Raw genomic sequence first — 17,260 nt, forward strand, 5'->3', positions numbered from 1 at the left:
TGCGCCTTGCGCTGCGCTCCGATGGCTGCGCGCAGCCTACGACATCTGATCCGTGACGCGACACTAGGGCCGCACCGTCCCCTCGGCACACCGGCCCCTTACTTCCAACGCACGGGTTCCACAGCCACGCTGCCCTGGCTGCTGCTCAGCGTGATGGCGCCCTCCTGCACCGTGGCTTGCAACTGCATGCTGCGCTCGGCCAGCCGTGCCAGCGCCTGGGAGGCTGCGCTGGGGATGCGCCACACCTGCAACTTGTCGAGCCGGGACAGCCGGGGTGCGATGCCTTGCCACCAGATGTCGGCGGCGTGGTGGTAGCAGTAGACCAGCACGGCATCGGCCTTGCCGCAGGCCCGGGTCAGGGGTTTGTCCTCGGGCTGGCCGACCTCGATCCACAGCCGCTTGCGCCCGGTGAAGTCGGTCAGTGACACGTCCGGATCATCCGGGTCAGACAGGCCGGCGCCAAAGGCCAGGGTGGCGTCGCCGTGGCACAGCCGCTGGAGTTGGTGCGCCTGTAGCGCCAGCGCCGCCAGCCGCACCATCATCCGCTCGTCGGTCTCGCTCGGGTGGCGCGCCAGCGTGAACGGGTGGTCGGCATAGTAGCCGTGGTCTATGTCGGCGATTTGCAGGCTGGCTTTGAAGATGGTGGATTTGATGGCCATGCCGATTCACTGCATACGAAATGGGGGGCGGACGGCGCAGCAGGGCGATGCGCTACAGGCCCGGGGCCATTGTGTGTGTGTGTGTGTGTGGGGGGGGGGGGGTTATTTGTGAAGGCTATTTGTGGCCATGGCATGGGCACGCGCTGTCAGACCCGGCGCGCCAGTTCGGCGGCCTTGCCCAGATAGCTGGCCGGGGTCAGCGCCAGCAGGCGGTCTTTTTCGGCCTGGGGGATGTCCAGTGCCGCGATCAGGCCGTGCAGGGTCTGGGCCGTCACGCTCTGGCCGCGGGTGATGGCCTTGAGCTTTTCGTATGCGTGCGGCACGCCAAAGCGGCGCATCGCCGTCTGTATCGGCTCGGCCAGCACTTCCCAGGAGGCGTCCAGGTCGGCGGCCAGGGCTTGCGTGTCGATTTCGAGCTTGTTCAGGCCGGCGAGCAGCGCGCCCTGGGCCAGCGCGGCATGGCCCAGGGCGACGCCCATGTTGCGCAGCACGGTGCTATCGCTCAGGTCCCGCTGCCAGCGGCTGATGGGCAGCTTTTCCGACAGATGCCTGAGCAGCGCATTGGCCAGGCCCAGGTTGCCTTCGGCGTTCTCGAAGTCGATGGGGTTGACCTTGTGCGGCATGGTCGATGAGCCGACCTCGCCGGCCTTCAGGCGCTGCCTGAAGTAGCCCAGGCTGACATAGCCCCAGATGTCGCGCGCCAGGTCGATGAGGATGGTGTTGGCGCGCGCCACGGCGTCGAACAGTTCGGCCATGTAGTCGTGCGGCTCGATTTGTGTGCTGTAGGGCTGGAACGTCAGGCCCAGGCCCAGAGGTTCGGGGGTTTCGACGATCTTCTTGCTGAAAGCCTCCCAGTCGAACTCGGGCCAGGCCGACAGGTGGGCGTTGTAGTTGCCCACGGCACCGTTCATCTTGCCCATGATCCGGACGGCGGCAATGCGCTCGCAGGCGGTTTGCAGGCGCACCAGCACATTGGCCATTTCCTTGCCCACCGTGGTCGGGCTGGCCGTCTGGCCATGGGTGCGGCTGAGCATCGGCAGGTCGGCAAAGGCATGGGCCATCTCGCGCAGCTTGAGCATGATGCGGTCCAGGCCGGGCAGCACCACCTGGTCGCGCCCGCTGCGCAATTGCAGCGCGTGGCTGGTGTTGTTGATGTCTTCGCTGGTGCAGGCAAAGTGCAGGAACTCTGCGGCCTTTTGCAGTTCGGGACGGGCCTCGAACTTGCTCTTGATCCAGTATTCGACGGCCTTCACGTCGTGGTTGGTGGTCTTTTCGATCTCCTTGATGGCCACGGCATCGGCCTCGGAGAAGTTCTTGACCAAGCCCAGCAAATAAGCCCTGGCGCCGGTGGTCAGGGGTTTGAATTCGGCAAGACCGGCGTCGGACAGCGCGATGAACCAGACCACTTCGACCTGCACGCGGCGGTGCATGTAGCCATGCTCGCTCATGATGTTGCGCAGTGCGACGAGTTTGTTGGCGTAGCGGCCGTCGAGTGGCGACAGGGCGGTGATGGTGGACGGGCTCATGGCGGGCGATTGTAGGTGCAGGCCCGGGCGCTGCGCGGGGCCGCTGTCGATAGAATCGGCGCCGAATCGCTCCCATCGTTCAGCCAGCCTTCGCCTCAGGAAAGACCGCCATGCCCATGAAATTGATCGGCGCCACTGCCAGCCCCTACGTGCGCAAGGTGCGTGTCGTGTTGGCCGAGAAAAAGCTCGACTACCAGTTCGTGCCGGAGAATGTCTGGGCAGACGACAACCGGGTCGCGGACTCGAACCCGCTGGGCAAGGTTCCTTGCCTGGTGATGGAAGGCGGCGAGGCCGTGTTCGACTCGCGCGTGATCGTGGAATACCTCGATACCCTGTCGCCCGTGGGCCAGCTGATTCCGGCCCAGGGGCGGGCACGCGCTGCGGTCAAGACCTGGGAAGCGCTGGCCGACGGGGTGGTGGACGCCGCCGTGCTGGCCCGTCTGGAAGCCGTCTGGGCGCAGCGCAAGGACAGCGAACGCAGCCAGGCCTGGATCGAGCGCCAATTGGGCAAGATCGACGCCGGCCTTCAATCCATGGGCCAGGGTCTGGGCGACAAGCCGTTTTGCAGTGGCAACGCGCTGAGCCTGTCCGACATTGCCGTCGGCTGTGCGCTGGGCTGGCTGGAGTTTCGTTTTCCACAGATCGCCTGGCGCGGTGAATACCCCAACCTGGGCCGCTTGCTCGACAAACTGATGCTGCGCCCGAGCTTTGCCGCCACCCGGCCGGACTGAATCGGCCGGCGGCCCCTGATCGCCGGTTCACAGGTTTACAGGTTCACCATCAGGCCCGATCGGTTCGATCAGGTTCAGCGGCACCAGAGCGCTGGCTGGCTGGTCAGGCCCATCCAGAGTGCCCAGGCCGCCACCGCGCAGAGCAGGCCCCCCGCCACCCGGGTGCCCCATTGCGCCCGCATCAGGTCGAGGCGGTTTCTCAGCCGGCCCCAAGCCCAGGGGCCGGCCAGCAGCCAGACGCCGCTGCCCAGACCGAACATGGCCATGGTCAGCGCCCCTTGCAGCGCGCCGCCACTCAAGGCCGCCACCAGCAGGGCCGAATACAGCAGGCCACAAGGCATCAAGGCCCACAGCACACCTGCCAGCGCGACGCCGCCAGGCGCCGCCACCAACGGCCGCACGCGGCCCCATACCGCCCGCCCGGCCTGCTCCACCCATGCGGGCTGGCGCGACTGCAACAGCATCATCAAGCCCCAGGCCATGACCGCGACATGCAGCAAGGTCCACACCGGGCGCAGCGCCGTGGTCTGCGTGGTCAGCCACGCCAGGCTGTCGAGCGCCAGCGCCGCCAGCGCACCTGCGCCGGCATAGCCGGCCAACCGGCCGGCATGAAATGCCGCAGAGCGCCGGATGGCCCCGCCGCCCCCGCTGCACCGGGCCCAGCGCACAGGCTGCGCTCCTTGGCTGGCTGGCGCGGCGCTGTCTGTGCCCTGCGCGCCCTTTGCGCCTTTTGCGCCCACCAACGCCGCGCAGGGCGCCGAGCACATGACCAGGCAATGGGAGCCGCCAGCCAGTCCCATCAGCAAGGCGGTCGAGGCCAGTGTTGCAAGCATGGGGCGAGTGTCGTGTCACCGATCATCTGTCGGTCTGCGCTGGCCATCGAAGCGCATCGCGGCGTTGCATCGCTTGCCAATACAGCTCGGTATGGGCCGCGCTATGCGCCTTGCGCTGCGCTCCGATGGCTGCGCGCAGCCTACGACATCTGATCGGTGACACGACACTTAGTGTTCCGTATGGAAAATGACGACACATGAAACCGTGATTTACGGGGCCAAGGGCTTAGATGATGCGCGAAAACCGGGCGCGGTTGCGATCGGCTTGCAGGTAGCGGTCGAAAACCATCGCAATGCCGCGCACGAAGAACCAGCCCGTGGCGCTCACGGTCACACTCTCCGGCCCGATCCGCACCAGGCCCTGCTCGGCCAGGTTTTCGAGCTGCGCGAGTTCGACCGCAAAATACTGCCGAAAATCGATCAGCCAAGCCTGCTCCATCGGCTCGAACAGCAACTCGCCCTGGCACATGATGGCCATGATCGCCGCACGCCGCACCAGGTCGTCGCGCGTCAGCGCCAGGCCCCGCACCACCGGCAGACGCCCTTGGTCCAGAAAGTCGTAATACTCGTCCAGCGTCTTGGCGTTCTGGCTGTAGCTGGCGCCCACGCGGCCAATGGCCGAAACCCCCAGGCCGATCAGGTCGCAGTCCGGCTGCGTGCTGTAGCCCTGGAAATTGCGATGCAGCCGCCCCTGCCGCTTGGCCACGGCCAGCGCGTCTGAAGGCAGCGCGAAGTGGTCCATGCCGACATAGACATAGCCTGCGGCGATGAATGCGTCGAGCGCGCGCGCGAGCATCTCCAGCTTGGCCGCTGCTGCCGGCAACTCGGCCGACACGATGCGGCGCTGGGGCTTGAAGCGCTCGGGCAGGTGCGCATAGGCATACAGCGCGATGCGCTCAGGCCGCAACTGCACCGTCTGCGCCAATGTGCGCTCGAAGGACTCGGGCGTCTGGCGCGGCAGGCCATAGATCAGATCGATATTCACCGAGTCGAAGCCCTGCGCGCGCGCAGCCTGGAGCAGCGCAAAAACCTGCTCGGCAGGTTGCGCGCGGTGCACCGCCTTTTGCACCCCGGCGTCGAAATCCTGCACACCCAGACTCAGCCGGTTGAAGCCCAACTCGGCCAGGCATGCCAGCCGGTCGGCGTCGACGGTGCGGGGATCGACTTCGATCGAATACTCGCCGCCCGGCGCCAAGGCAAAGCTGCGCTGGAGCATGGCCATGAGTTCGCGCAGGCCGGCATCGGCCAGGAAGGTGGGCGTGCCGCCGCCCAGATGCAATTGACTGACCACCTGACCGACGCCGCAGTGCGTGGTCTGCAATGCGATCTCGCGCGCCAGGTAGCGCAGATAGACGGTGGCGCGCTCCGGGTGCCGGGTGATGATCTTGTTGCAGGCACAGTAGTAGCACAGCGACTCGCAAAACGGGATGTGCACATACAAGGACAACGGCTGCGCCTTGGCCATCGCGCACGAGCGGCGTTGCTCGAGCGCCAGCACATAGTCCTCCTGGCCGAAGGCTTCGACAAAACGGTCGGCCGTCGGATAGGAGGTGTAGCGGGGCCCTGGCACGTCGAAGCGGCGCAGAAGATCAGGCGAAACAGCGGGCATGGGGGGAGTTGTCCTTACGATCGGACTGCACTGTGCCCCAGCCCGTCGGACTGCTCCTTGACTTGCATCAAGCGAGGCTGCGGTTCAAGGCCGACAATCGCTGGCGTGGCGCTTTCGGTTCTTTTGGTCGCTTGCCGGTGGCGGGCGCGGTATGCTCGGCATTCCCATTCCGGCCCATGTGCTCATGAACCCGCTCACCATCAAAGTCGCCTGCTCCAACTGCAATCTGCGCGAGTTGTGCATGCCCGTCGGGCTCAGCGAGCATCAGTTGCAGCGCATCGATGAAATGGTGGCCGTGCGCCGCAAGGTCAAACGCGGCGGGGCGCTGTTTCGCAACGGCGAATCCTTCACCTCGCTGTACGCCATCCGCACCGGTTTTTTCAAGACCTGTGTGGCCACCGAGGATGGCCGCGACCAGGTCACCGGCTTTCAGATGGCCGGCGAGATCATTGGCCTGGACGGCATCGTCAACGAGCGCCACAGTTGCGACGCGGTGGCGCTGGAAGACGCCGAGGTCTGCGTGATGCCGTTCGATCGCATCGAAGAGCTGTCGCGCGCGATCCTGCCCTTGCAGCACCATGTGCACAAGATCATGAGCCGCGAAATCGTGCGCGAGCATGGCGTGATGCTGCTGCTGGGCAGCATGCGCGCGGAAGAGCGGCTCGCGGTCTTCCTGTTGAACATGGTGCAGCGCCTGCATGCCCGCGGGTTCTCGTCATTCGAGCTGGTGCTGCGCATGACGCGCGAGGAAATCGGCAGCTACCTCGGCCTCAAGCTCGAAACCGTGAGCCGGACTTTCTCCAAGTTTGTCGAAGAAGGCATCGTGCAGGTCAAACAGCGCCATGTGCGCATCCTCGACGCCGATGCGCTCAGGCGCATCATCAGCAGCCAGCAGGCCTGTCACTGAGCCGCAGACCCAGGCAGCAGACCCCGAGCGCCAGAGCGCCCGCCCGTCTCAGGAACAGCCGGGCTTGCGGCAACCGTCCGGGCGCCCGGCGGCCGGCACCGGGCAGCGATCGAGCTCGAAAGGCGACAGCGCCAGCAAGGTGGTCAACGCGCTGCTGGCCATCGTGATCGCCCAGAACGCAAAGAATGCCAGCGTATAGACGCCTTGCCGCGATAGCGCCAGGGGTTGGCCGAACCAGTGCAGATCCTGCGGATCGACCAGCGCGAAAACCAGCATTTCCAGCAGCCCGGCCATCAAAAAGGCGGGCCATGCAATCCACATCAGGCGGTGCGTCCACATAGGGGAATCCTGTCTTTGGGTTCGGCCTGCCGCAGACCGGGGGTTGGACTTCAGCGCGGCGGCAATGACTGCTCCGGCGTGGCCGCGTGGTTGCGGGCCTTGAGCGCCGGCGCCAGGCTTTTGTCCGGATGGGCCAAGGTCTTGTTGATCTCCATGCCCAGGCGGTAATAGTCCGGCTCCACCACCGGGTCGGGCCGCGAAAGCGCCAGCCACAGCGTGACAAAGCCGGCAACGACCACGATCGCAGGCCCGGCAAGCACCAGCCAGACATGGCCGAATTTCCACCAGGGCGCAGCAACGGGGCTGGCAACGACGGGGTTTGACGACATGGCGCTTGAACTCCTGAACAATTTCTCGAAGATGCCGCTCAGCGCGGCACCAGGAACACCGATTTTTCCGTCACCCGGACGGCCTCCCCGCCCAGGGCCTGCACGGCAAACTCCACCGCATGCGCGCCCGGTGTCGCCGAGCCATACGCTATCTGCAAGCGCACGGCCACCCAGCGCGCCTGGGCGGCAGCGATGTCGACCTCGGGTTCCGAGGCCAGTTCCAGCCCCGGCAAACCATCCGGACTGCTGGCGCTGATGCGGTAGCGCTGCGCTGCTTCGGTCGCGTTCATGATTTGCAGCCGGTAGACGTTTTCCAGCCGGCCGCCGGCCACGATGCGCGCCAGCGCTGCGCGGTCGTGCAGCACGTCCACCTTCAGCGGCATGCGCAGCGCCAGGCTGGCCAGCATGGCCGCACACAGCGCCAGCAGCACCGCGCCGTAGATCAAGACCCGGGGCCGCAGCACCCGGCGCAGAATCTGCGGCCGGCTCCAGTGCCGGGTCACCGCATTGTGTGTGGAGTAGCGGATCAGCCCCGGGGGGTAATGCATCTTGTCCATCACGGTATTGCATGCGTCCACACACAGGCCGCAGCCAATGCATTCGTACTGCAAGCCCTTGCGGATATCGATGCCCACGGGGCAGACCTGCACGCACAGCGTGCAGTCGATGCAGTCGCCCAGGCCCCGGGCCTGGTGATCCAGGCGCTTGCTGCGCGGGCCACGGGGTTCGCCACGCCCGATGTCGTAGCCGACGATCAGCGTGTCCTTGTCGAACATGGCGCTCTGAAAGCGTGCGTAGGGGCACATGTACTTGCACACCTGCTCGCGCATGAAGCCGGCGTTGCCATAGGTGGCAAAGCCGTAGAAAAGAACCCAGAAGATTTGCCAGCCGCCCTGCCATGCCAGCAGTTCACCGCCCAGCGTGCGAATCGGCACAAAGTAGCCGACGAAGCTCAAGCCGGTCCACAAGGCCACGGCCAGCCAGAGCAGATGTTTGCAGAGCTTTTTGCACAGCTTTCCGAACGTCCAGGGCGCGCTGTCCAGCCGCAGCCGCGCACTGCGGTCGCCCTCGATCCGGTGTTCGATCCAGATGAACATCTCGGTGTAGACCGTTTGCGGGCAGGCAAAGCCGCACCAGAGCCGCCCGGCCACCGCCGTGAACAGGAACAGTGCCAGCGCCGCGATGATCAGCAAGCCGGTGAGATAGATGAAGTCCTGCGGATACAGCACCCACCCGAAGATGTAAAAACGCCGCGCGCCCAGGTCGAACAGCACCATCTGGCGCTGCCCCCAGTCCAGCCAGGGCAGCCCGTAAAAGACCAGTTGCGTGAGCCACACCATGCCCTGGCGCCAGTGGGCAAACCGGCCGCTGATGGAGCGCGGGTGGATTTTCTTTTGCGCCTCGTACAGCGCGACGATCTCGCCCTGCGCCGAGGTATCGGACGCACCAGATGCACCAGACGCATCGGACGCGACCGGCGTGATCGGTATGCCCGGCTTGCGGTCAGGCGGCTCGCCGCAGGGCTGCATGGTGCTGCTTCGGGGGCTGTGCGCCAACGCGGGCCGGTGCGGCGGGCTGGCCTTCAGCGTGCCGCACCGGGCTTGTTCGACAGGCCCCAGACATAGGCCGACAGCACGCCGATCTGCGCCTCGGTCAGCTTGTGCTCCTGCGCCGGCATCTGGTTGACCTTGCCGTTGTTGATCATCTCGGCAATGGTCGCCTCACCCCAGCCATGCAGCCAGATGTCGTCTGTCAGGTTGGGCGCGCCCAGAGCCTGGTTGCCCTTGCCGTCCATGCCGTGGCAAGCGGCACAGGTGACGAACTTCGGCTTGCCCAGCGAGGCCCGCAGCGAGTCGTGTGGACTGCCCGAAAGGCTCAGCACATAGTGCGACAGGTTGCGCACATCCTCCGGGGTGCCGACCGCAGCCGCCAGCGGCGCCATGTTGCCGATGCGCCCCTGCGTCAGCGTTTCGCGGATTTTCTCGGGCGTGCCGCCATGCAGCCAGTCCGCATCGGTCAGGTCCGGAAAACCCTTGCTGCCGCGCGCGTCCGAGCCATGGCATTGCGCACAGTTGTTCATGAACAAGCGCTCACCCATCGCATGGGCTTGCGGGTCTGCGGCCACTTGTTCCGGCGTCATCGACGCAAAGCGCGCATACAGCGGTTCCAGATTGGCCCGGGCCTTGGCCATTTCAGCCTCGTACTCGCCCTGCATGCTCCAGCCGAGCCGGCCGGCAAAGCTGCCAAGACCGGGGAATGCCGCCAGGTAGGCCAGACCGAAGAGCAGGGTCATGAGGAACAGCCACACCCACCACCGCGGCAGGGGGTTGTTCATTTCCGCCAGGTCCACATCCCAGAGATGGCCGGTGGTGTTGTCGGCATGGGCCACCACCTTTCTGCGGCCTGCCATCCAAAGCAGCAGCGCGCAGGCGACGATGGCGACCAGGGTCAGCGTGGTCACAAAGACCGACCAGAAATTGCTGGTGAAGTCACTCATGGGGTGTTCTCGTTGCAGTGAAGGTCAATCTTGCTCGAAGGGCAGCCGGGCCGCCTCATCGAACCGGGCCTTGTTGCGGCCCCTGTAGGCCCAGACCCAGATGCCGATGAAGCAGGCCATCGATGCCAATGTGGCGCCGATGCGCATGGTCGTGATGTCCATGGCCGGGCCCCTTCATTTGAGCGCCAGGCCCAAGACTTGCAGGTAGGCAATCAGCGCCTCCTGCTCGGACTTGCCCTTGACCTCGGCCGCTGCCGCATCGATCTGCGCGTCGGTGTACGGCACGCCCACGGTGCGCAAGGCCCTCATGCGCGGTGCCATCACGCTCGGATCGACCGGGGTTTTCTCCAGCCAGGGATAGGCCGGCATGTTCGACTCGGGCACCACATCGCGCGGATTGTTCAGGTGGATGCGATGCCATTCATCGCTGTACCGCCCGCCCACGCGGTGCAGGTCCGGCCCGGTGCGCTTGCTGCCCCACTGGAACGGGTGGTCGTAGACAAACTCGCCGGCCACCGAGTAGTGGCCATAGCGCAGGGTTTCTGCGCGCAACGGCCGGATCATCTGCGAGTGGCAGTTGTAGCAACCCTCGCGGATATAGATGTCGCGGCCGGCCAACTGCATCGCGTCGTAGGGCAGCACGCCCTTGACCGCCTCGGTCGTGGACTTCTGGAAAAACAGCGGCAAGATCTCCACCAGGCCGCCAATGGCGATCACCAGCAGGATCAGCACGACCATCAGGAAGTTGCTGGTCTCCACCTTCTCGTGGGAGAAACCGCTCGCAGCAGAGGGCTTGTTATCGGACATGGCTCGACTCTCCTTGGCGCGCTCAGGCATGCGCCGCGTTCACGGCAGGAATGGCTACCCGGACCGGACGGCCGGAGCTTGCGGTCAGCCAGACGTTCCAGGCCATCACCAGCATGCCGGCCAGATACAGCAGGCCACCGGCCAAGCGGACCACGTAGAACGGGTAGCTGGCTTTGACGCTTTCGACAAAGGTGTAGCTGAGCGTGCCGTCCGGGTTGACGGCGCGCCACATCAGGCCCTGCATCACACCGGCAATCCACATCGCGGCGATATACAGCACGATGCCGATGGTGGCCAGCCAGAAATGCAGCTCGATGGCCTTGATGGAGTGCATCTTGTCCTTGCCGAACAGGCGCGGCACCAGGTAGTACAGCGTACCCATCGAAATCAGCCCGACCCAGCCCAGGGCGCCCGAGTGCACATGGCCGACGGTCCAGTCGGTGTAGTGGCTCAGCGCGTTGACGGTCTTGATCGACATCATCGGCCCCTCGAAAGTGGACATGCCGTAGAACGACAGCGACACGATCAGGAAGCGCAAAACGGGATCGTCGCGCAGCTTGTGCCAGGCACCCGACAGGGTCATCACGCCGTTGATCATCCCGCCCCAGCTCGGCGCCAGCAGGATCAGCGAAAACACCATGCCCAGCGATTGCGTCCAGTCCGGCAGCGCGGTGTAGTGCAGGTGGTGCGGGCCGGCCCACATGTAGGTAAAGATCAGCGCCCAGAAGTGGACGATGGACAGGCGGTAGCTGTACACCGGACGGCCCGCCTGCTTGGGGACGAAGTAATACATCATGCCCAGAAAGCCTGCCGTGAGGAAAAAGCCCACCGCATTGTGGCCGTACCACCACTGCACCATCGCATCCTGCACCCCGGCGTAAGCCGAGTAGCTCTTCATCAGGCCGGCCGGAATCGCCGCGCTGTTGACCACATGCAGCAAGGCCACCGCCAGGATGAACGCGCCAAAGAACCAGTTGGCGACATAGATATGCCGAACCTTGCGCGTGCCGACGGTGCCAAAGAACACGATGGCGTAGGACACCCAGATCAGCGTGATCAGGATGTCGATGGGCCATTCGAGCTCCGCGTATTCCTTGCCGGAGGTGTAGCCCAGCGGCAGGCTGATGGCCGCCGCCAGAATCACCAACTGCCAGCCCCAGAAGGTGAACGCGGCCAGCGGAGCGGCAAACAGCCGGACCTGACTGGTGCGCTGCACCACGTAGTAGCTGCTGGCAAACAGCACACAGCCGCCAAACGCAAAAATCACCGCGTTGGTGTGCAGGGGGCGCAGGCGCCCATAGCTGAGCCAGGGGATGCCGAAGTTCAGGTCAGGCCAGGCCAACTGGGCGGCGATGACGACGCCCACCAGCATGCCAACCACCCCCCAAACCACGGCCATGACAGAAAACTGCCGCACCACGGTGTCGTTGTAGTGCGCAACGCTGGCGTTGCGGACGACAGCATTTGTTCTTGATGAATCCATCGGGCACCTCTTTGTATTGCCATGCGAGTCTGTTGCAGCCGGGACGATAGTGCGTTGACGCAAGTCAACCGTCCCGGAGAATTCGCTCCGCCTCTTGGTCCAGACTCTCGAACTGGCCGTGGTAGACAGCCCACCACAGCCCGCCCAGAATCAACAGCACCAGCACCACGGACAGCGGAATCAGCAGGTAAAGAATGTCCATCAGACGGGTTCCCGGAAAATTCAAGAGGTGCGCTGCACGGCCCTCATCGGGGGCGGCGGTTGGGGCCTTTCATCGCGCTGCGCGTCGCCCGCGTCACCTGCGGCAGGCGCAGCAGCGGCGCCCCAAGCCAGCGGACGCCGCGAAACCGGCTTTGCCGGGCCGTCGGCAAATCGCAGGGGCTTGCTGAGCCGCGCCGCATTGAGCACCACCAGCAGCGAACTCAGCGCCATGCCCAGCCCGGCCAGCCAGGCCGGCATCCAACCGAGCAGCGCCAGCGGCACACACAGCGCGTTGTACAGCGCAGCCCAGCACAGGTTCTGGCGCACCACCCGCAGCGTGCGACGCGCCAGCAGCAGCGTCTGCACGACCAGCGCCAGATCGTCGCCGAGCACCACGAAGTCGGCCCGCGAGCGGGCCAGCGGCACGGCGCGGCCAAAGGCAAAGGAGACATCGGCGCCGGCCAGCACCGGGCCATCGTTCAGGCCATCGCCGACCATCGCCACATGGCGCCCGCCCGCTTGCAGCGCCTGCAATGCAGCCAACTTGCCCTGGGGCGTGCAATCGCCCTGCGCCCGGTCCGTGGCAATACCGGCCAGCGCAGCCACGCGCTGCACCGCGCCGATGCGGTCACCCGAGAGCAATTGCACCGACAGGCCCTGCCGCTCCAACGCCTGCACCACGGCAGCAGCTTCGCAGCGCAGGTCTTCCACCAGATCGAAACGGGCCAGTTCGAGCACCGCGCCATCGGGCCCTTGTTCGGACAGCAGCACTTGCGGCGCACCGCTGTCCTGCTGCGCGGCCAGACCGGCATGCCGGGCCGAGCCCAGCCGAACGATGCGCACCGCGCCGGCGCCGTCCTGCACCGTGGCCCGCAGACCCAGGCCGGCCTCTTCCTGCCAATCGGCAAGCCGCCACCGCCCGTCTGCCACCGTCACCGCCGCAGCCGCCGCCACCACGGCACGCGCTGCGGGGTGCATCGAGTGGCGCGCCAGCGCTGCCGCCAGCGCCAAAGCCTCGTCAGCCCCCCGGCCAGCCGCCGTGTGCACGGCCCGCAGCGCCATGCCGTCGCGGGTCAGCGTACCGGTTTTGTCAAAGACCACGGTATCGACCCGGGCCAGCGCCTCCAGCCCTTGCAGATTGCGCACCAGCACGCCATGGCGCGCCAGCGTGCCCGCAGCGGTGAGCATGGCGACCGGGGTGGCCAGCGACAAGGCGCAGGGGCAGGTGACGATCAGCACCGCCACCGCCACCATCAGCGCATGCCCCGGATCGGCAGACCAGCCATGCAGCGCAGCCAACGCCGCAGCCGCCAGCACCAGCACCAGGAACGGCCGCGCAATGCGGTCTGCCAACTGCGCAAGCCGAGGCTTTTGCAGCGCAGCGCTGTCCATCAGGGCCACGATCTGCGCCCAGCGGGTCTGCCCGTCCGTGCCCTCGACCAACATCTCCACGGGCGATTGCAGGTTGTAGCTGCCGGCCAGCACCTTGCTGCCCACAGGGCGGGCCACCGGGGTGGACTCGCCGGTCAGCAAGGCCTCATCGGCGCAAGTGCTGCCCAGCGTGATGCGCCCGTCCGCCGCAAACGCCTCACCCGGCAGCACGCGGATGGTGTCGCCCACGGCCAGACGGCGCGTGGCCACGCGGCTGAAACTGCCATCGGCACAGCGCCGCTCCACGCTGTCCGGCAGGCGGTTGAGCACCGCCTCCAGCGCGCCCGCCGTGCGGTCACGCAGGCGCGACTCCAGCCAACGCCCGGTCAGCAGGAAGAAAACGAACATGGTCAAGGAGTCGTAGAACACCTCCCGGCCGAAAATCCCGCTCGGGTCGAACGTGCCCGCAGTACTGACCCCAAAGGTGATCGCCATGCCCAGCGCCACCGGTAGGTCCATGCTGACCCGGCGCAGGCGTATATCGCGCAGCGCGCCGGCAAAGAACGGGCCGCAACAGAAAACCACCACGGCCAGGCTGATGACCCAGCACGCCCAGCGCAGCAACTGCTCCATCTCGCCGGTCAAATCACCCGGCTCGGCGACATAGGCCGGCCACGCATACATCATCACCTGCATCATGCAAAAGCCCGCCACCAGCCAACGCCAGAGCGCCTGGCGGCTTGCGCGCAGGCGCTGCTCGCGCGCCAAGGCATCGACCGCAGGCATGGCGCGGTAACCGGCTTGGTGCACGGCCTGCAACCACTGCGACGGGCGCACCAGCCCGGGCTGCCACAGCACGCGGGCGCGGCGCGTGGCGGCGCTGACATCGGCCTGCAGCACCCCCGGCACGGCGCGCAGCGCGTCTTCGATCGTGAGGGCGCAGGCGGCGCAGTGCATGCCTTCGAGCACCACCTGGGAATCCCAGACCGTTGCCGGATCTGCCGGACCCGCCGGGGCTGCCGGACTGTGGAGGCGACCAAACGCCGACCACTCCTGCGGGTCGTCGAGCAACAGCAGTTGCGCGGCCGATCGTGACATTGACATGGGACAAAGCCTAGCGCCGGGGCCCGGCAAACAGATTGACCTGCATCAAGCCCCGGTACATGAATCACCCTAAGCTCGTTGCCCTCACTTCGAGGAAACTCCTCTCATGTACAAGCGCATCCTGATAGCCACCGACGGCTCGGCCCTGTCGGACAAAGCCGTCGAACATGGCCTGGCATTGGCCGCACTCACCGGCGCCACCGTGGTGGCCCTGAAAGTCGTGCCCCGCTACCCCCGCAGCTACTTTGAAGGCGGCGTGCCGGCCGACATGAACGCCGTCAAGCACATCGAAGCCCAATGGGGCGACGCAGCCCAAGCCATGGTCGATGGCGTGAAGGCCCGGGGCGACGCCCAAGGGGTGACGGTCAAAGCGGTCATCGCCAAGTCCGACCTGGTGGCCGAGGCCGTGATTGCTGCCGCCAAGAAGCACAAGTGCGACCTGATCGTGATGGCATCGCACGGCCGCAAGGGCCTCAAGCGCCTGCTGCTGGGCAGCGAAACCCAGCATGTGCTCACGCACTCGCATATCCCGGTGCTGGTGCTGCGCTGAGGCGAGCGCAGCGCAGTGCGCGCAGGGTGACGAACCCGTTTGAACGATCGGGCCGATGGCCTGGAATTCAGCGCATCGCACGCAAGGCCACCGACGGACAACCCGGTCCCTCCGGGCGCAGTTGCAGATGCGGGCTTGGCCACCCGCTGCACGGCACGCCAACTCGCCCGGCTCTGGATGACCACGCTCGCCGTGCGCCGGGCGCTTTCGCGTCCGCCGCAGATTTCATTCATGCGGCGATGCGATTTGGCGCAGGCTCCTTGCAGGACGGACAGGCAGCCAGTTTCGCCAGACATTCGGGGGAGATCAGGAGGATGTCGATTTCTCCACTGGCAAGTGTGGCCTCAACGTCAGTCGCGTGGGGCCGCCAGCCAGGGCCGGATCAGGTGGAACCAGATCAAAGCAGATCGAACCACGCCAGATCAGGCTTCAGAAGGCCGTTTCATGCGATGATGCAAATGCCGCCAGAAATTCGTCCAAATTCGTCCTTTTGATGAAAGCCAAGTCATGACTGATCGCTGGTTGTCGGTCGAAGAAATCGCCGAATACCTCGGCGTGAGCAAGGACACCGTGTATGCGTGGATCAACAAACGCAACATGCCGGCCCACCGCATCGGTCGACTCTGGAAATTCAAATCCGAAGAAGTCGACGCGTGGGTGCTCTCGGGTGGCGCGGCAGAAAACGAAGAGCGGGAAAAGGAATGAAGGACTTGGCTTCTGCTGGTTTCGATCGCCTCATGCAATGGTCGAAACGAAAACAGGAGAATTGACATGAAGAAAAAAATTGCTTGTGTCGATTTATTCTGCGGCGCTGGCGGATTGACGCATGGCTTTATTCTGGAGGGCCTTCCCGTCGTTGCGGGCATCGATCTCGATCCCGCCTGCCGCTTTCCTTACGAAAAGAACAATGCTCAGGCCAAGTTCGTCGAGCGCGACATCGGCAAAGTCACGACCACCGAGCTCAAGGCGCTGTTCGGTGCCGCCGATGTGACGATCTTGGCGGGTTGCGCGCCTTGCCAGCCGTTCTCGACCTATGCCCAACGTTACGAACTCGATGGCAAGGATGGCAAGTGGGGCCTGCTCTACCAGTTTGCGCGCCTCGCCGAAGGCACGATGCCCGACGTCATCACGATGGAGAACGTGCCGACCGTCGCCAAGCACGAGGTATTTCACGACTTCGTCGATACGCTGAAACGACTCGGCTACGAGGTTTGGCACGACGTCGTCGATAGTTCTCTCTATGGCGTCCCGCAGATGCGACGTCGGATGGTGTTGCTGGCCTCCAAGCACGGCAAGATCGAGATGATCGAGCCGACGCGCAAGAAACCCAAGACGGTAAAGCAAGCCATCGGACGCTTGCGTCCTCTCAGCGCCGGTGAATCCGCGCCCAAGGACAAACTGCACGTCACCTCGACGCTGTCCGACACGAACCTCGAGCGAATCAAGGTCTCCAAGCCCGGCGGCACTTGGCGCGATTGGCCGAAGAACCTCGTCGCCGAATGCCACCGCGCCGAAAGCGGTCGCACCTATCCGGGCGTGTACGGACGGATGGAGTGGGACAAGCCTGCGCCGACGATGACGACCCAATGCTACGGGTTCGGCAATGGCCGCTTCGGCCACCCCGAGCAGGATCGGGCCATCTCTCTTCGTGAAGCCGCGATCTTGCAGAGCTTTCCACGCAACTACAAATTCATCCCAAAGCGTGGTGAGGTCAGCTTCAAAGTGCTCGGTCGGTTGATCGGCAATGCGGTGCCCGTCGATCTCGGTCGCGCCATCGCCCGCAGCATCGACCAGCACCTCGCGTCGGTTCCGGCCAAGTGATGGGCTGACGAGGACTACTGGATGCCCGGACTCGTGTCCTCATCATCCAATGCCAGTCGCCGCATGGTGAAGGTGAGGCAGACGGGCACGGACGCCGAGCTGGCGCTACGTCGGGAGATGTACCGCATCGGTCTGCGCTACAGGATCGGCTACGAGGTTCTGAGAAAGCCGCGCCGCGTCGCCGATGTCGCTTTCCCCGGCCGCAAGATCGCCGTCTTCGTCGATGGCTGCTTCTGGCATGGCTGTCCGGAACACGCCACGTGGCCGAAGCGGAACGCGGACTTCTGGCGGCAGAAGATCGAGGCCAATCGTCAGCGTGACGCGGATACGAACGCACGGCTCCAAGCCAACGGCTGGACGGTGCTGCGATTCTGGTCGCACGAGTCGCCGATCGAAGCTGCCAAGACGGTCGCCCGCGTGGTTGCCAAGGCGGACATGAAGCACCGCGCCCCGTCATCCGACGCGCAAGAGCAGAACTGACAGGGAAGATGAC

General features: G+C 65.3%; 20 protein-coding genes. 7 read left to right on the forward strand and 13 right to left on the reverse strand.

The annotated features are described in order from the left end of the window. Positions 1–98 precede the first annotated feature (98 nt). Both VEIS_RS05680 and purB read right to left on the reverse strand, forming a co-directional pair. Complete coding sequence (locus VEIS_RS05680) at positions 99–659, reverse strand: YaeQ family protein (protein ID WP_011808940.1); 561 nt, start codon at positions 657–659, stop codon at positions 99–101. 146 nt (positions 660–805) lie between these two features. Next, positions 806–2,185: an adenylosuccinate lyase gene (gene purB, locus VEIS_RS05685; protein WP_011808941.1), complete on the reverse strand. Its 1,380-nt coding sequence runs from the start codon at positions 2,183–2,185 to the stop codon at positions 806–808. 116 nt (positions 2,186–2,301) lie between these two features. Between purB and VEIS_RS05690 the strand changes: the two genes are divergently transcribed. Beyond that, complete coding sequence (locus VEIS_RS05690) at positions 2,302–2,916, forward strand: glutathione S-transferase N-terminal domain-containing protein (protein WP_041949832.1); 615 nt, start codon at positions 2,302–2,304, stop codon at positions 2,914–2,916. A 74-nt stretch (positions 2,917–2,990) separates the two neighbouring features. Here VEIS_RS05690 and VEIS_RS05695 read toward each other — a convergent pair whose 3' ends face one another. After that, a complete protein-coding gene (locus tag VEIS_RS05695) occupies positions 2,991–3,749 on the reverse strand; it encodes a sulfite exporter TauE/SafE family protein (RefSeq protein ID WP_041949833.1) in 759 nt (252 codons plus the stop codon). A gap of 7 nt (positions 3,750–3,756) precedes the next feature. Between VEIS_RS05695 and VEIS_RS28315 the strand changes: the two genes are divergently transcribed. Continuing rightward, positions 3,757–3,909, forward strand: coding sequence for a hypothetical protein (locus VEIS_RS28315; RefSeq protein ID WP_157048412.1), 153 nt, complete (start codon positions 3,757–3,759; stop codon positions 3,907–3,909). Between the two features lie 66 nt (positions 3,910–3,975). Here VEIS_RS28315 and hemN read toward each other — a convergent pair whose 3' ends face one another. After that, positions 3,976–5,358 (reverse strand): oxygen-independent coproporphyrinogen III oxidase, encoded by a 1,383-nt coding sequence (gene hemN / locus VEIS_RS05700; protein WP_011808945.1) that lies wholly within the window; start codon positions 5,356–5,358, stop codon positions 3,976–3,978. A gap of 184 nt (positions 5,359–5,542) precedes the next feature. Here hemN and fnr point away from each other — a divergent pair, with 184 nt between their 5' ends. Further along, the gene (gene fnr, locus VEIS_RS05705; RefSeq protein WP_041950573.1) at positions 5,543–6,265 is read left to right on the forward strand and encodes a fumarate/nitrate reduction transcriptional regulator Fnr; all 723 of its coding nucleotides are present in this window, start codon (positions 5,543–5,545) and stop codon (positions 6,263–6,265) included. A 48-nt stretch (positions 6,266–6,313) separates the two neighbouring features. Here fnr and VEIS_RS05710 read toward each other — a convergent pair whose 3' ends face one another. The 9 genes from VEIS_RS05710 to VEIS_RS05750 form a co-directional block, all read right to left on the reverse strand. Beyond that, positions 6,314–6,604, reverse strand: a complete 291-nt coding sequence (locus VEIS_RS05710) for a hypothetical protein (protein ID WP_011808947.1) — start codon at positions 6,602–6,604, stop codon at positions 6,314–6,316. 50 nt (positions 6,605–6,654) lie between these two features. Beyond that, positions 6,655–6,933 (reverse strand): FixH family protein, encoded by a 279-nt coding sequence (locus tag VEIS_RS05715; RefSeq protein ID WP_011808948.1) that lies wholly within the window; start codon positions 6,931–6,933, stop codon positions 6,655–6,657. A 38-nt stretch (positions 6,934–6,971) separates the two neighbouring features. Then, complete coding sequence (gene ccoG / locus VEIS_RS05720; protein ID WP_011808949.1) at positions 6,972–8,462, reverse strand: cytochrome c oxidase accessory protein CcoG; 1,491 nt, start codon at positions 8,460–8,462, stop codon at positions 6,972–6,974. Between the two features lie 53 nt (positions 8,463–8,515). Further along, a complete protein-coding gene (gene ccoP / locus VEIS_RS05725; RefSeq protein ID WP_011808950.1) occupies positions 8,516–9,430 on the reverse strand; it encodes a cytochrome-c oxidase, cbb3-type subunit III in 915 nt (304 codons plus the stop codon). A gap of 24 nt (positions 9,431–9,454) precedes the next feature. Beyond that, positions 9,455–9,592: a cbb3-type cytochrome oxidase subunit 3 gene (locus VEIS_RS05730; protein WP_011808951.1), complete on the reverse strand. Its 138-nt coding sequence runs from the start codon at positions 9,590–9,592 to the stop codon at positions 9,455–9,457. Between the two features lie 12 nt (positions 9,593–9,604). Then, positions 9,605–10,237, reverse strand: a complete 633-nt coding sequence (ccoO, locus tag VEIS_RS05735) for a cytochrome-c oxidase, cbb3-type subunit II (protein WP_011808952.1) — start codon at positions 10,235–10,237, stop codon at positions 9,605–9,607. Between the two features lie 22 nt (positions 10,238–10,259). After that, positions 10,260–11,720, reverse strand: a complete 1,461-nt coding sequence (gene ccoN / locus VEIS_RS05740; protein ID WP_011808953.1) for a cytochrome-c oxidase, cbb3-type subunit I — start codon at positions 11,718–11,720, stop codon at positions 10,260–10,262. A gap of 64 nt (positions 11,721–11,784) precedes the next feature. Beyond that, on the reverse strand, positions 11,785–11,922 hold the full coding sequence (gene ccoS, locus VEIS_RS05745; RefSeq protein ID WP_011808954.1) for a cbb3-type cytochrome oxidase assembly protein CcoS: 138 nt from the start codon (positions 11,920–11,922) through the stop codon (positions 11,785–11,787). A gap of 20 nt (positions 11,923–11,942) precedes the next feature. After that, positions 11,943–14,396 (reverse strand): heavy metal translocating P-type ATPase, encoded by a 2,454-nt coding sequence (locus tag VEIS_RS05750; RefSeq protein ID WP_011808955.1) that lies wholly within the window; start codon positions 14,394–14,396, stop codon positions 11,943–11,945. Positions 14,397–14,502: 106 nt separating this feature from the next. Here VEIS_RS05750 and VEIS_RS05755 point away from each other — a divergent pair, with 106 nt between their 5' ends. The 4 genes from VEIS_RS05755 to VEIS_RS05770 all read left to right on the forward strand — a co-directional run bounded on the left by VEIS_RS05755 (position 14,503) and on the right by VEIS_RS05770 (position 17,247). Beyond that, the gene (locus VEIS_RS05755; protein WP_011808956.1) at positions 14,503–14,946 is read left to right on the forward strand and encodes a universal stress protein; all 444 of its coding nucleotides are present in this window, start codon (positions 14,503–14,505) and stop codon (positions 14,944–14,946) included. 507 nt (positions 14,947–15,453) lie between these two features. Further along, entirely contained in the window at positions 15,454–15,651 is a 198-nt protein-coding gene (gene mads1, locus VEIS_RS05760) for a methylation-associated defense system helix-turn-helix domain-containing protein MAD1 (protein ID WP_011808957.1), read from the forward strand. A gap of 66 nt (positions 15,652–15,717) precedes the next feature. Further along, positions 15,718–16,767 (forward strand): DNA cytosine methyltransferase, encoded by a 1,050-nt coding sequence (locus VEIS_RS05765; RefSeq protein WP_011808958.1) that lies wholly within the window; start codon positions 15,718–15,720, stop codon positions 16,765–16,767. A gap of 21 nt (positions 16,768–16,788) precedes the next feature. After that, positions 16,789–17,247, forward strand: a complete 459-nt coding sequence (locus VEIS_RS05770; protein WP_011808959.1) for a very short patch repair endonuclease — start codon at positions 16,789–16,791, stop codon at positions 17,245–17,247. The last annotated feature ends 13 nt before the right edge of the window (positions 17,248–17,260 follow it).

The organism is Verminephrobacter eiseniae EF01-2 (genome assembly GCF_000015565.1).
GTDB classification, from domain to species: domain Bacteria; phylum Pseudomonadota; class Gammaproteobacteria; order Burkholderiales; family Burkholderiaceae_C; genus Acidovorax; species Acidovorax eiseniae.

Excerpts from the sequence above, each read along its gene's own strand:
- purB (WP_011808941.1), bottom strand. The coding sequence starts at position 2,185 with ATGAGCCCGTCCACCATCACCGCCCTGTCGCCACTCGACGGCCGCTAC.
- VEIS_RS05680 (WP_011808940.1), bottom strand. The coding sequence starts at position 659 with ATGGCCATCAAATCCACCATCTTCAAAGCCAGCCTGCAAATCGCCGAC.
- mads1 (WP_011808957.1), top strand. The coding sequence starts at position 15,454 with ATGACTGATCGCTGGTTGTCGGTCGAAGAAATCGCCGAATACCTCGGC.
- VEIS_RS05695 (WP_041949833.1), bottom strand. The coding sequence starts at position 3,749 with ATGCTTGCAACACTGGCCTCGACCGCCTTGCTGATGGGACTGGCTGGC.
- hemN (WP_011808945.1), bottom strand. The coding sequence starts at position 5,358 with ATGCCCGCTGTTTCGCCTGATCTTCTGCGCCGCTTCGACGTGCCAGGG.
- ccoP (WP_011808950.1), bottom strand. The coding sequence starts at position 9,430 with ATGAGTGACTTCACCAGCAATTTCTGGTCGGTCTTTGTGACCACGCTG.
- ccoO (WP_011808952.1), bottom strand. The coding sequence starts at position 10,237 with ATGTCCGATAACAAGCCCTCTGCTGCGAGCGGTTTCTCCCACGAGAAG.
- ccoS (WP_011808954.1), bottom strand. The coding sequence starts at position 11,922 with ATGGACATTCTTTACCTGCTGATTCCGCTGTCCGTGGTGCTGGTGCTG.
- VEIS_RS05750 (WP_011808955.1), bottom strand. The coding sequence starts at position 14,396 with ATGTCAATGTCACGATCGGCCGCGCAACTGCTGTTGCTCGACGACCCG.
- VEIS_RS05730 (WP_011808951.1), bottom strand. The coding sequence starts at position 9,592 with ATGGACATCACGACCATGCGCATCGGCGCCACATTGGCATCGATGGCC.
- VEIS_RS05765 (WP_011808958.1), top strand. The coding sequence starts at position 15,718 with ATGAAGAAAAAAATTGCTTGTGTCGATTTATTCTGCGGCGCTGGCGGA.
- VEIS_RS05770 (WP_011808959.1), top strand. The coding sequence starts at position 16,789 with ATGCCCGGACTCGTGTCCTCATCATCCAATGCCAGTCGCCGCATGGTG.
- VEIS_RS05755 (WP_011808956.1), top strand. The coding sequence starts at position 14,503 with ATGTACAAGCGCATCCTGATAGCCACCGACGGCTCGGCCCTGTCGGAC.
- ccoG (WP_011808949.1), bottom strand. The coding sequence starts at position 8,462 with ATGCAGCCCTGCGGCGAGCCGCCTGACCGCAAGCCGGGCATACCGATC.
- VEIS_RS05710 (WP_011808947.1), bottom strand. The coding sequence starts at position 6,604 with ATGTGGACGCACCGCCTGATGTGGATTGCATGGCCCGCCTTTTTGATG.
- ccoN (WP_011808953.1), bottom strand. The coding sequence starts at position 11,720 with ATGGATTCATCAAGAACAAATGCTGTCGTCCGCAACGCCAGCGTTGCG.
- VEIS_RS05715 (WP_011808948.1), bottom strand. The coding sequence starts at position 6,933 with ATGTCGTCAAACCCCGTCGTTGCCAGCCCCGTTGCTGCGCCCTGGTGG.
- VEIS_RS05690 (WP_041949832.1), top strand. The coding sequence starts at position 2,302 with ATGAAATTGATCGGCGCCACTGCCAGCCCCTACGTGCGCAAGGTGCGT.
- fnr (WP_041950573.1), top strand. The coding sequence starts at position 5,543 with ATGAACCCGCTCACCATCAAAGTCGCCTGCTCCAACTGCAATCTGCGC.